Origin of the sequence: Pantoea sp. PNA 14-12, assembly GCF_004364735.1 — a bacterium.
GTDB lineage: Bacteria > Pseudomonadota > Gammaproteobacteria > Enterobacterales > Enterobacteriaceae > Pantoea > Pantoea stewartii.
Window position 1 is genome coordinate 209,975 of the sequence record NZ_SOAJ01000006.1, and the last position, 12,371, is coordinate 222,345.

At 53.3% G+C, this 12,371-nt stretch carries 11 protein-coding genes; 8 read left to right on the forward strand and 3 right to left on the reverse strand.

All coding sequences use genetic code 11. From position 1 onward, the window contains the following. The first annotated feature begins 241 nt into the window (after positions 1-241). Positions 242-2,110, forward strand: a complete 1,869-nt coding sequence (gene kup, locus C7434_RS19495; RefSeq protein ID WP_006121188.1) for a low affinity potassium transporter Kup — start codon at positions 242-244, stop codon at positions 2,108-2,110. A gap of 30 nt (positions 2,111-2,140) precedes the next feature. On the opposite strand, the gene qseC is transcribed toward kup, so the two are convergent. Further along, on the reverse strand, positions 2,141-3,481 hold the full coding sequence (gene qseC, locus C7434_RS19500) for a quorum sensing histidine kinase QseC (protein WP_133745826.1): 1,341 nt from the start codon (positions 3,479-3,481) through the stop codon (positions 2,141-2,143). After that, entirely contained in the window at positions 3,469-4,140 is a 672-nt protein-coding gene (gene qseB / locus C7434_RS19505) for a quorum sensing response regulator transcription factor QseB (protein WP_033737211.1), read from the reverse strand. The genes qseC and qseB overlap by 13 nt, the downstream gene beginning before the upstream one ends. 160 nt (positions 4,141-4,300) lie before the next feature. Here qseB and C7434_RS19510 point away from each other — a divergent pair, with 160 nt between their 5' ends. From C7434_RS19510 to rbsR, 7 genes are all read left to right on the forward strand, one after another. Next, complete coding sequence (locus C7434_RS19510) at positions 4,301-4,702, forward strand: YgiW/YdeI family stress tolerance OB fold protein (RefSeq protein ID WP_033737210.1); 402 nt, start codon at positions 4,301-4,303, stop codon at positions 4,700-4,702. A gap of 182 nt (positions 4,703-4,884) precedes the next feature. Then, complete coding sequence (gene rbsD, locus C7434_RS19515; protein ID WP_006121185.1) at positions 4,885-5,304, forward strand: D-ribose pyranase; 420 nt, start codon at positions 4,885-4,887, stop codon at positions 5,302-5,304. Between the two features lie 7 nt (positions 5,305-5,311). Beyond that, positions 5,312-6,820, forward strand: a complete 1,509-nt coding sequence (gene rbsA, locus C7434_RS19520; protein WP_033737209.1) for a ribose ABC transporter ATP-binding protein RbsA — start codon at positions 5,312-5,314, stop codon at positions 6,818-6,820. Continuing rightward, positions 6,817-7,788, forward strand: a complete 972-nt coding sequence (gene rbsC, locus C7434_RS19525) for a ribose ABC transporter permease (RefSeq protein WP_006121183.1) — start codon at positions 6,817-6,819, stop codon at positions 7,786-7,788. The genes rbsA and rbsC overlap by 4 nt, the downstream gene beginning before the upstream one ends. A gap of 26 nt (positions 7,789-7,814) precedes the next feature. Next, on the forward strand, positions 7,815-8,690 hold the full coding sequence (gene rbsB, locus C7434_RS19530; RefSeq protein ID WP_033737208.1) for a ribose ABC transporter substrate-binding protein RbsB: 876 nt from the start codon (positions 7,815-7,817) through the stop codon (positions 8,688-8,690). A 61-nt stretch (positions 8,691-8,751) separates the two neighbouring features. Then, on the forward strand, positions 8,752-9,681 hold the full coding sequence (rbsK, locus tag C7434_RS19535; protein WP_006121181.1) for a ribokinase: 930 nt from the start codon (positions 8,752-8,754) through the stop codon (positions 9,679-9,681). Between the two features lie 13 nt (positions 9,682-9,694). Beyond that, positions 9,695-10,678: a ribose operon transcriptional repressor RbsR gene (rbsR, locus tag C7434_RS19540; RefSeq protein WP_033737206.1), complete on the forward strand. Its 984-nt coding sequence runs from the start codon at positions 9,695-9,697 to the stop codon at positions 10,676-10,678. Here the strand turns inward: rbsR and mdtD are convergent. Beyond that, positions 10,675-12,135, reverse strand: a complete 1,461-nt coding sequence (mdtD, locus tag C7434_RS19545; protein WP_332460711.1) for a multidrug transporter subunit MdtD — start codon at positions 12,133-12,135, stop codon at positions 10,675-10,677. The genes rbsR and mdtD overlap by 4 nt on opposite strands. Positions 12,136-12,371 lie beyond the last annotated feature (236 nt).

A 12,371-nucleotide genomic window follows, 5' to 3' on the forward strand; every position in this document is an offset into this window, starting at 1 on the left:
CCGCAGCGTTTTAGCGAACGCAATACTCTATAGGGTATGATGCGCGAAAGCGTTAATCGATGTCAGCTTTTTTGTTTCATAAGGTTCGATAGCGCGGCTTTTAATGTTAATAAGAACGCAAGAAATCAGGGGATGACCGCCTGTAACCCTGACGGCGGAGTATAAATTTTCGTGAATACGTGCATACTGTGCGCTTTTTGATGGCTTGAGCGCCTCTCAGAATCTAACAAAAGATCATTTTATGAGCTCTGATAATAAGCACTCACTAGGCGGATTAACGCTGGCGGCTATTGGGGTCGTCTATGGCGATATCGGTACCAGCCCGCTTTATACCTTACGCGAATGTCTTTCGGGACAGTTTGGTTTTGGCGTTGAACGGGATGCCGTCTTTGGCTTTCTTTCGCTGATTTTCTGGCTGCTGGTGCTGGTGGTCTCGTTGAAATACATCAGCTACGTTATGCGTGCTGATAATGCCGGAGAAGGCGGTATTCTGACGCTGATGTCGTTGGCGGGCCGACATACGGGCGGGCGCATAACGGCAACGCTGGTAATTATGGGACTGATTGGCGGCAGCTTCTTCTATGGCGAAGTGGTGATTACGCCAGCCGTCTCCGTCCTGTCAGCGATTGAAGGGCTGGAAATCGCCGCGCCCAACCTGGACAGCTATATTGTTCCGCTGGCAATCACCGTGCTTACGCTGCTGTTTATTATCCAGAAACACGGTACAGGGATTGTCGGTAAACTGTTTGCGCCGGTCATGCTGCTGTGGTTTATCGTGCTGGCAATACTGGGCGCACGAAGCATTGCCAACAATCCTGAGGTACTCCAGGCGCTGAATCCTTACTGGGCGCTGCACTTCTTTGTGGAATATAAATCGGTGTCCTTCTTTGCGCTTGGCGCCGTTGTGCTGGCGATTACGGGCGTTGAAGCGCTGTATGCAGACATGGGGCACTTCGGTAAGTTTCCTATTCGTCTGGCGTGGTTTGTGGTGGTGCTGCCGTCGCTGGTGCTCAACTATTTTGGTCAGGGTGCGCTGTTGCTGAAACACCCGGAAGCGATCAAAAACCCGTTTTTCCTGCTGGCACCCGACTGGGCGCTTGTCCCCATGTTGATTCTGGCAACGTTAGCCACCGTCATCGCCTCGCAGGCGGTTATTTCCGGCGTATTCTCGTTAACCCGACAGGCCGTGCGTCTCGGCTATCTGCCGCCCATGCGCATTGTTCATACCTCAGAAAAAGAGTCAGGCCAGATCTATATCCCAATCATTAACTGGCTGCTCTATTTCTCTGTGGTGATTGTGATTATTGGTTTTGAGCATTCGAGTAATCTTGCTGCGGCGTACGGGATTGCGGTCACGGGCACAATGGTGCTGACCTCTGTGCTTTGCGCGACCGTCGCGATAATGAACTGGCACTGGAATCGCTATCTGGTTGGACTGATTTTGATTGCCATGCTGTGCATTGACGTATCCCTGTTCTCGGCCAACCTGATCAAGATTTTCTCCGGTGGCTGGCTGCCGCTGACTCTGGCATTGATGATGTTTATCGTGATGACGACATGGAAGAGTGAACGCTTCCGTTTGCTGCGTCGTATGCATGAACACGGCAACTCTCTGGAGGCAATGATTGCTTCTCTGGAAAAATCGCCGCCTGTGCGCGTGCCCGGAACGGCGGTTTATATGTCACGCGCACTAAATGTGATCCCTTTTGCCATGCTGCATAACCTTAAGCACAATAAGGTGCTGCACGAACGCGTGGTGTTATTAACACTGCGCACAGAAGACGCGCCCTATGTGCATAACGTCAGACGCGTGACTATCGAACAGTTGTCGCCGACCTTCTGGCGTGTGGTAGCCAGTTACGGCTGGCGTGAAACGCCAAACGTAGAGGAGATTTTCCATCGTTGTGGGCTGGAGGGACTGAACTGCCGCATGATGGAGACCTCATTCTTTATGTCTCATGAGTCGCTGATTATCGGCAAACGGCCATGGTATCTGCGACTGCGCGGCAAGCTGTTCATGACGCTACAGCGCAATGCGCTACGTGCGCCCGATCAGTTTGAGATTCCGCCCAACCGGGTGATTGAACTGGGTACCCAGGTCGAGATTTAACAGCGTGCGCCTGCCTGTCAGGCGCTTTTTTTACCAGCTCAGGCTGACGCACAGCCCGCCTTCCGGAAGCTGACTGAAGTGCAGCGTCATGCCATGTAACTGGGCAATATTGCGCACAATGGATAAACCTAATCCACTGCCGCTTTTCTCCTGCCCTGGCGGACGCCAGAAACGCTCACCCAGTCGTTGTAGCGCGTCGGGTGATAAACGGTTGCCGTTATCTTCCACTCGCAATCTTCCAGACTGAAGAATCAGATCCACGTTGCTGCCTGGCGGTGTATAACGAATGGCGTTATCAAGCAGATTCCTTATCAGCAAAGACAGCAGCAAGGGATGTCCCGAAATGACCGGATCGGCTTCAGCATTGAAGCGCAACCGGATATCACTTTTCTCTGCCAGCGGCAGCTGTGAGGCCAGGGTTTCCTGCGCCACTTTTTTCAGCATTACGGGCTGGAACGCGTTACGGGCATCCTCTGCTTCAATACGCGACAGCGTCAGTAACTGATCCACCAGACGTGTCGCCCGGACAATGCCCGCATCCAACTGCTGAAGTGCATGCGTGCGCATTGCCTCGTCATCGGCGGCCAGTTGGATGACCTCGCTTTGTACCTGCAGGGCCGCCAGCGGACTGCGTAATTCGTGCGCCGCATCGGACGTGAAGCGGCGTTCCCGCTGCACCATCGTATGAATTCGACCAAACAGCCCATTCAGCGCGTCAATGACCGGGCGCACCTCTTTCGGCACGCGGTCAGCCTGTAAAGGCGCATCATCATCAGGTGCGCGTTGAGCCAGTTGCTGGCTGAGCTTTTTTAGCGGGCGGAGTTCATACCAGACCAGGCCCGTTAACATCAGCAGCATAAAGGGGAGTGAAATCAGCCAGGGCAGCGTGCTGGTCTTCACGATATCGTTGGCCATGTCATCCCGGTATTCCCATTCCTGACCCACCACTACGCGGTAGCGTTGATCGGGCGTGGTCAGCCAGACTAACCGCCAGGGATCGTCATCATCCCTGAGCTGACCATTCAGAAAGCCCTGATGATCGGCATTAAAGAGAAGATCTTTGCCGTTATCGCCATCGTTGAGGACCGGTTTTCCATCACGCGTAAAGACGGCAAAGGCCAGCGCATCATCATCCTGTTCGCCCCGGTTATGGGGCAGTATTTTTTTACTCCTGGGAAGCGAGGTTTCGTTCACTGAGGTGAAATTCAGCGTCAGCAGGCGCTTTGCAAGTAACAGTTGCTGCGTATCAAACAGCTCATTGATCGTTTCGCGCGTCTGGTAGCGAGCGCTCAGCGTGGCCGCTCCCCAGCAGATGCCGAGTATCAACATCAGTCCAATGCCCAGACGCAGGAATAAGCTCATCGTTCGCATTCGCTTTCCCCCAGCGTATAGCCCACGCCGTGGATCGTGCGAATAAAGCGTTGGCCTAATTTCCTGCGCAGATGATGAATATGCACCTCAACCGCATTACTCGAAACCTCGGTATCCCAGGTGTAAAGTTTTTCTTCTAACTGGCTGCGCGTCAGCACGCGCCCCGGGTTACGCATAAACAGTTCCAGCAGCGCCATCTCGCGGCTTTTTAGTTCAACGCTGGCCCCGTTTTGTACCACGCTGAGGTTACCGGGGATCAATACGACATCGCCGTGACGCAGTTCGGGTTGCAGTTGCCCGTGGCGTCGTCGAATCAGTGCCTGTAAACGCGCGGCGACTTCGGTCAGCGCAAAGGGTTTGCACAGATAATCGTCCGCGCCCATCTGTAATCCTTCAACCCGTTGGTCGAGTGCATCGCGCGCCGTCAGAATGAGTACCGGGACATCGTAGCCCTGCTGACGCCACTGACGCAGAATGTCCAGCCCGTCACGCTCCGGCAGGGACAAATCAAGCACAACCGCATCCCACGGGGCGGCATTCAGAGCCTGAAATCCGGCCTCGCCTGAGACAAACCAGTCGACGCTAAACCCCAGCTTGCTGAGTCCAGCCTTAATGCCGTCGCCGATCAGGCGATCGTCCTCAATCAGTAAAATGCGCATCGTATCTCCCTTTTGATAAGCGATTTATACGAAGCGAAATGGCGGTTGTACAGCGAGTCTGGCTAAAAAAAGAGGATATTTTCCCCTTAAGATCCTGTTAAGAACTGTGTGGTTTACTGCTCTCACTGAAAGAACGGATTCACAGACAAGAGGTGACGAAATGAAAAAGTATGCTGCACTTATCGCTGTAACAATGTTAGCGTCTGCGCCTGTACTGGCGGCACAACAAGGCGGTTTTGTTGACCCGAATGCGCCTGCACCGGCAGCACACACGCAGCAGGGTGGTTTTCACGCCGATCACACCAGCGTCGTGACGGTGAAGCAGGCTGAAGCGATGAAAGATGACAGCTGGATTACCGTAAGGGGTCAGCTTGAAAAACAAACGGGTAACGAAGATTATCTGTTCCGTGATGAAAGCGGCACAATGACGGTCGAGATCGACCATAAGCGCTGGAATGGCGTCACGGTTTCGCCGAAAGATCGGGTTGAGCTGACAGGTGAACTGGATAAAGATTTCAACAGCATTGAACTGGATGTGAAACAGGTTAAGAAGCTTCCTTAATCTCCCGTGACCGGACCGTATTGACGGTCCGGTTTTCCTTTCAGAACAGTCCCTAACTCAAATTCCCTCCGGCAGTATCGAAACGTTTCGATAGCGATCACAAATTTCTTCTCCAGTGGTTGAATTGTAACCTTCTTTTTATACACTCCAGAAAGCGAAACGTTTCGCTCTGGAGTGGAAAAATGAAAAAAGGTCGCCTGTTAAACGCTGAACTTTCTTACGTTATCGCCCGCCTGGGCCATACAGATACGTTGACGATCGCTGATGCGGGGTTGCCCATTCCGGCAGAAACGCAGCGTATCGATCTGGCACTGATACCGGGTACGCCAGGCTTCATGCAGGTGGTGGAAGCGGTAACGCATGAGATGCAGGTGGAAAGCGCCTTTATCGCGGAAGAAATTAAGCAACACAATCCGCAGCTCCATAGCGAACTGATCGCCGTGCTCGACGCATTGCAACAGCACCAGGGAAATCGCATTACCATCCGCTACATCAGTCATGAACAGTTTAAACAACAAACACAACGTAGCCAGGCGGTCATTCGCAGCGGAGAGTGCTCTCCGTATGCGAATGTCATCCTGAGTGCCGGTGTGACCTTCTGAGGCCGTTATGCAACCGTTACTGCAGCTCAAAGGCATCGAAAAAGCGTTTCCGGGCGTGAAAGCATTAAATGGCGCGTCGCTGTCCGTCTGGGCAGGACGCGTTATGGCATTAGTCGGTGAGAATGGCGCCGGCAAGTCCACCATGATGAAGGTGCTGACCGGGATTTATACCCGTGATGCCGGATCACTGCAGTGGCTGGGCGAAGAAACCACCTTCAGTGGACCGAAAGCCTCGCAGGAAGCCGGTATCGGCATTATCCATCAGGAGCTCAACCTGATCCCGCAGTTGACTGTGGCAGAAAACATCTTTCTTGGGCGTGAATTCGTTAATGGTTTTGGTCGCATTAACTGGAAGCGGATGTATGCCGAGGCGGATGCGCTCCTGAAACGCCTGAATCTGCGTTTTAGCAGTCACAAGCTGGTGGGCGATTTATCCATCGGCGATCAACAAATGGTCGAAATTGCCAAGGTTCTGAGCTTTGAATCGAAAGTCATCATTATGGATGAGCCCACGGATGCGCTGACGGATACCGAAACATTGTCCTTGTTCCGGGTGATCAATGAACTGAAGGCGCAAGGATGCGGCATCGTTTATATCTCTCATCGCATGAAAGAAATTTTTGAGATTTGTGATGACGTGACGGTCTTCCGTGACGGGCAATTTATTGCAGAGCGTCCGGTCGCCGAGATGAGCGAAGAGAGCCTGATCGAAATGATGGTGGGACGCAAATTAGAAGATCAGTATCCCCATCTGGATGAGGCGCCCGGCGAAATTCGTCTTAAGGTTCAGAACCTCAGCGGCCCTGGCGTTGATGACGTCAGCTTTACCTTACGTAAAGGCGAAATTCTCGGCGTATCGGGCCTGATGGGCGCAGGCCGGACAGAGTTAATGAAAATTTTGTATGGTGCCTTGCCCCGTACCGGGGGGCAGGTCTGGCTGAGTGGACGTGAAGTCGTGATCCGTTCTCCTCAGGATGGCCTGGCTAACGGCATCGTTTATATCTCCGAAGATCGCAAGCGCGATGGCCTGGTGTTAGGCATGTCAGTCAAAGAAAACATGTCGCTTACCGCCTTACGCTATTTCAGTCACCCGGCTGGCAGACTGCGCCATGCGGAAGAGCAGCTCGCTGTAAAAGATTTCATTCGCTTATTTAACGTGAAAACGCCGTCGATGGAGCAGCCGATTGGCCTGTTATCGGGCGGGAATCAGCAGAAGGTGGCGATAGCCCGTGGATTGATGACGCGCCCTAACGTGTTGATTCTTGACGAACCGACGCGCGGCGTGGACGTCGGGGCCAAAAAAGAGATCTATCAGCTGATTAATCAGTTCAAAGCTGAAGGGCTGAGCATCATCCTGGTGTCGTCAGAAATGCCAGAGGTGCTGGGCATGAGTGACCGCATTGTCGTGATGCATGAAGGCCGTTTAAGCGGCGAATTTAGCCGTGAAGAAGCTACCCAGGAAAGCCTGATGGCAGCAGCCGTCGGTAAGCAACACAGTGAGGATTTAGTTGTATGACCACCCAAACCGTTCCATCTAACCGTCGCTGGTTCAGCAAAGCCTGGCTACTTGAGCAAAAATCGCTGATTGCGCTGATTGTGTTGATTGCTGTGGTGGCGAGCCAGAGCCCGAATTTCTTTACTGTGGCCAACCTGTTCAACATTCTTCAGCAGACATCGGTCAATGCCATCATGGCTGTGGGAATGACCCTGGTCATTTTAACGTCCGGCATCGATCTTTCCGTCGGCTCGCTGCTGGCGCTGACGGGCGCGGTGGCCGCCTCGCTGGTAGGCATGGAGGTGAATGCCTTTGTTGCCGTTGCAGCCTCCCTGGTGCTGGGCGCGGCGATTGGTGCGGTCACGGGAACCATCGTGGCGCGGGGCAAGGTGCAGGCGTTTATCGCTACGCTGGTCATGATGTTACTGCTGCGCGGCGTCACCATGGTTTATACCAACGGCAGTCCGGTCAATACCGGTTTTAACGATAATGCCGATCTGTTTGGCTGGATTGGTATTGGTCGTCCGCTGGGTATTCCAACCCCGGTCTGGCTGATGGCGCTGGTGTTTGTCGCCGCCTGGTACATGCTGCATCACACGCGCCTGGGTCGCTATATTTATGCGTTGGGCGGTAATGAGGCGGCCACGCGTCTCTCCGGCATCAACGTTAACCGTGTGAAAGTTATTGTTTACTCACTGTCTGGCATGCTGGCCGCGCTGGCGGGATCGATTGAAGTGGCGCGTCTGTCTTCTGCCCAGCCAACAGCGGGTACAGGCTATGAACTGGACGCTATCGCGGCTGTCGTGCTGGGCGGAACGAGTCTGGCAGGCGGTAAAGGCCGCGTCGTTGGCACCTTAATTGGCGCATTAATCCTTGGCTTTTTAAACAATGGATTAAATCTGATGGGTGTATCTTCCTACTACCAGATGATCGTCAAAGCAGTCGTTATTCTGCTGGCGGTGCTGGTGGATAATAAAAGCAGCAAATAACTCAGACTCTTATACAGGATAAAATGATGAAAAAGTTAACTGCACTCGCTGTCATTCTTGGCGCAACCCTCAGCGCCAGCGCAATGGCGAAAGATACCATTGCCCTTGTTATCTCTACGCTGAATAACCCGTTCTTTGTGTCCCTGAAAGACGGCGCGCAAAAAGAAGCGGACAAACTGGGTTACAACCTGGTCGTGCTGGATTCACAGAACAACCCTGCGAAAGAACTGGCTAACGTGCAGGATCTGACGGTTCGCGGCACCAAAGCACTGCTGATCAACCCAACCGATTCTGACTCTGTAGGCAATGCCATCAAGCTGGCTAACCAGGCAAAAATCCCTGTTATCACGCTGGATCGCGTGGCGGCTCAGGGTACCGTGGTAAGCCATGTTGCATCTGATAACCGCTTCGGCGGAAAAATGGCAGGTGACTTTATTGCCCGTAAACTGGGTGATGGCGCGAAAATCATCGAATTAGAAGGGATCGCGGGAACTTCTGCAGCCCGTGAACGTGGCGAAGGCTTCCAGAAAGCCGTTGATGCACACAAGTTCAAGGTTCTGGCCAGCCAGCCTGCTGACTTTGACCGTACTAAAGGCCTGAACGTGATGCAGAACCTGTTGCAGGCGCATCCAGATGTGCAGGCGGTATTTGCCCAGAACGACGAAATGGCACTGGGTGCCCTGCGTGCACTGCAGACTGCTGGCAAGACCGATGTGCTGGTGGTGGGCTTTGACGGCACGCCAGATGGTGTGAAAGCCGTTGAAGGCGGTAAGCTGGCGGCGACCGTTGCTCAGATGCCAGAGAAAATTGGCATGATCGGCGTTCAGACTGCTGATAAAGTGCTGAAAGGCGAAAAAGTGCAGGCAGTTTATCCAGTTGATTTGAAACTGGTTACTAAATAAATCAAAGAAAAGCAGGGCACTGCGCCACCCATCGGTGGCGCACTTATTTCGGACTCTCCCAATGAGCAAACACGCAAAACTGGCCGTTCTCGGCAGCATCAATGCTGACCATATCCTTAATCTGGCACACTTTCCCCGCCCCGGCGAAACGGTGATCGGGCAGAAATATCAGATTGCGTTTGGTGGTAAAGGCGCCAATCAGGCGGTTGCGGCCGGCCGTGCGGGCGCGGATATTGCCTTTATTGCTTGTGTCGGTGCCGATGACATTGGTGAACGTGTCTGTCAGCAACTCGCGCAGGATAAGATTGATACCCAGCCGGTAGAGGTCATTGAGGGTGAATCGACGGGCGTTGCGATGATCTTCGTCAATGGTGAAGGCGAAAATAATATAGGCATCTATTCCGGTGCTAATGCCGCGTTAACGCCAGCCTACGTCGCGCGTCACCAGCAGGTTATCGCCGGGGCTGACGCATTACTGATGCAGCTTGAATCGCCACTGGACAGCGTGGTAGCGGCGGCAACCCTTGCCCGGCAGCATCAGACGCAGGTCATTTTGAATCCTGCGCCAGCAACGGCTCTGCCGGACAGTCTGTTAGCGCTGGTTGACGTGATTACGCCAAACGAGACTGAGGCTGAAATCCTGACAGGAATCGCCGTCAGAAATGATGAGGACGCTGCGCGTGCGGCGGCTGCGTTACATAATAAAGGCATCCCCACTGTCTTGATCACCCTGGGACGCCGTGGCGTCTGGCTGAGTGAAAAGGGCCAGGGGCAACGTGTTGCGGGCTTTGACGTGAAAGCCGTAGATACGATTGCGGCGGGTGATACGTTTAACGGCGCGTTTATCACAGCACGTCTTGAAGGCAAGGCCATGCTGGATGCCGTTCGCTTTGCGCACGCTGCTGCGGCAATTGCGGTAACCCGTTCGGGAGCACAGCCCTCTGTACCCTGGCGTGCCGAGATCGACGACTTTTTACAGCAACAGGGTTAAGCGCTTGGCTACGATGAAAGATGTCGCCCGGCTGGCGGGCGTCTCCACCTCAACGGTTTCACACGTCATCAACAAGAATCGTTTTGTGAGCGATGGGGTGCGTGAAAAAATCGAACAGGCGATTCGCGATCTGAACTATGCGCCGTCGGCACTGGCTCGTAGCCTCAAGCTTAACCAAACCCATACGATCGGCATGCTACTGACCGCCAGCAGTAACCCCTTTTATGCCGAAGTGGTACGTGGTGTTGAAGACAGCTGTTATGAGCGTGGATACAGCCTGATTCTGTGCAATACCGCCGGGGACGAAGACCGTATGAATCGTAGCCTGGAAACCTTGCTGCAAAAGCGGGTCGATGGTTTGCTGATTATGTGCACGGAAAGCCATTTACCGTCGGCGGAAATCCTGAATCGTTATCCTTCTATTCCTATGGTGATGATGGACTGGGCGCCTTTCGAAGGGCGGGGCGATATCATTCAGGATAACGCGCTGTTGGGGGGTGAACTGGCGACACAGCATCTGATTGACAGCGGATATTCGCGAATCGCCTGTATTTCCGGGCCGCTTGATAAAACCCCGGCGCGCATGCGCCTTGAAGGTTTTCATCAGGCAATGCAGAAAAACGGTCTGGAGGTCCCGCCAGACTATGTCGTGAGCGGTGACTTTGAGTTTGCGGGCGGTTATAACGCCATGTTCGAACTGTTGGCGCTGGATACCCCACCGCATGCCGTTTTTACCAGCAACGACGCGATGGCGGTTGGGGTTTACCATGCACTACATCAGGCCGGCTTGCAGATTCCGCAGGATATGGCGGTGATGGGATATGATGACGTGGAACTGGCGCGCTATATGTCGCCGCCGCTGAGCACCATTCATCAACCGAAAGATGAGCTGGGTGAACTGGCTATTGATACGTTGATTTATCGTCTGAGTAATCCCGACGTCAGCCAGCAGACGCTGGTACTGACGCCGGAACTGGTTCCGCGGGGATCGGTTTAAGCTTTCTTCTTTTTATTGCGATTTTTAATCAGGTTGCGTCCGTCGCCATTGCGCAGCATCGTAAACGTCAGCGCTGACAGGACGGTGACGATGCCCATCGTCAGGAAGGTAGAATGGAACTGTTCTACTGTCGTGCTATCAAATTCCTGATAAAAGCGCAGGACAGCTGCACTCACGGCCACCCCAAAGCTGATCGCGAGCTGCTGTGTCACCGCGAGTACACTGTTGCCGCCACTGGCATTGTCGTCATCCAAATCAGCCAGGGTAATGGTGTTCATTGCCGTAAACTGGGTGGACATCGCCATACCTAACAGAAAGAGTGGAATTAATAAGAACGCAATATCCTCAGAAGGTGACTGCAGCGAGAAGCTGGCGATCATCACGCCAATGATCATCGTAATACTGACTAACAGGCGGCGATAGCCAAACCAGCGCAGTAATTGCGTCACGCTTTGTTTAGCCAGAATGGAGCCAATGGCTGTGGGGGCCATCATGCAGCCAGCCAGAATCGCAGAATAGCCAAATCCTACCTGAAGCATCAGCGGCATCAAAAACGGCACGCAGCCAGTGCCCAGCCGCGAAGCGATGTTACCAATGATGCCTACCGAGAATGTGCGTGTCTTAAACATGGGCAGATTGATTAACGGCGAGGGATGACGCCGGGCATGGGCTATATAGAGGAGCAACAAGACAACGCCGCCAGTCAGAACGCCTGCCGCAAGCCAGGGTGAGACAATACGCTCACCAAACAGCTCTATGCCGGTAGATATCATCACTAATCCAATGCCGAACAATAAAAATCCCAGAAAGTCGAAGCGGCGCTTTGGTGTCGTGAAGTCAGGCATGAATTTACGTGCATAGACGATGCCGAGCAGACCTATCGGAATGTTTATCAGGAAGATCCAGTGCCAGGTGGCATAGGTCACCATGATTCCCCCCAGCAACGGCCCCAGTATCGGTCCGACTAATCCCGGCATGGTGACAAAGTTGAGAATAGGTAAGAGTTCACTACGGGGATAGGCACGCAGAAGGGCCAGCCGCGCGACGGGCATCATCATCGCGCCACCCACGCCCTGAATAACGCGCGATGTGACCAGTATTGATAAGGAGGGCGATAAGGCACAGGCAAGTGAACCCAGCGTAAACAGCGAAACGGCAATAATAAAGATCTTGCGTGTGCCAAAGCGGTCTGCAAGCCATCCACTAACCGGAATAAGCATGGCAACAGTTAAGGTGTAGCTGATAACGGCGGACTGCATGGCTAGCGGGGAACGTTCAAGGCTGGTAGCGATCGCGGGCAGCGCGGTATTGAGTATCGTGGCATCCAGTGACTGCATAAAGAAGGCCATAGCGGCAATCCATGGCAGACCGGCCATACTGCGCGCGGATTTAATCATTGAGCGTCCTTCGTAATGTCTTCGGCAAAGAATATAAAAAAGAATAGCATTGGCAGAAATGCACAATACGCCTCTTTCAACCGATATGTGGTGATTTCCGTGCGTTATTTACGCAGGATGTGTCGCTTTTTACCCCGTTCGTTTAAAAATGAATCGCTCAGTCATTTTTTTATAATTAATGCTTGTCACCCAGAAAGAACGCCCTATAATGCGCCTCCACTGACACGGCACAACGGCTTACGTAACGCGGTGTTCAGCAGAAAACTCCCCGGAGTTTTCGCCGGAGAAAAACTTCT

Bases quoted from the DNA above. Each gene is read 5' to 3' on its own strand.
- kup (WP_006121188.1), top strand. From the start codon at position 242: ATGAGCTCTGATAATAAGCACTCACTAGGCGGATTAACGCTGGCGGCT.
- qseC (WP_133745826.1), bottom strand. From the start codon at position 3,481: ATGCGAACGATGAGCTTATTCCTGCGTCTGGGCATTGGACTGATGTTG.
- qseB (WP_033737211.1), bottom strand. From the start codon at position 4,140: ATGCGCATTTTACTGATTGAGGACGATCGCCTGATCGGCGACGGCATT.
- C7434_RS19510 (WP_033737210.1), top strand. From the start codon at position 4,301: ATGAAAAAGTATGCTGCACTTATCGCTGTAACAATGTTAGCGTCTGCG.
- rbsD (WP_006121185.1), top strand. From the start codon at position 4,885: ATGAAAAAAGGTCGCCTGTTAAACGCTGAACTTTCTTACGTTATCGCC.
- rbsA (WP_033737209.1), top strand. From the start codon at position 5,312: ATGCAACCGTTACTGCAGCTCAAAGGCATCGAAAAAGCGTTTCCGGGC.
- rbsC (WP_006121183.1), top strand. From the start codon at position 6,817: ATGACCACCCAAACCGTTCCATCTAACCGTCGCTGGTTCAGCAAAGCC.
- rbsB (WP_033737208.1), top strand. From the start codon at position 7,815: ATGAAAAAGTTAACTGCACTCGCTGTCATTCTTGGCGCAACCCTCAGC.
- rbsK (WP_006121181.1), top strand. From the start codon at position 8,752: ATGAGCAAACACGCAAAACTGGCCGTTCTCGGCAGCATCAATGCTGAC.
- rbsR (WP_033737206.1), top strand. From the start codon at position 9,695: ATGAAAGATGTCGCCCGGCTGGCGGGCGTCTCCACCTCAACGGTTTCA.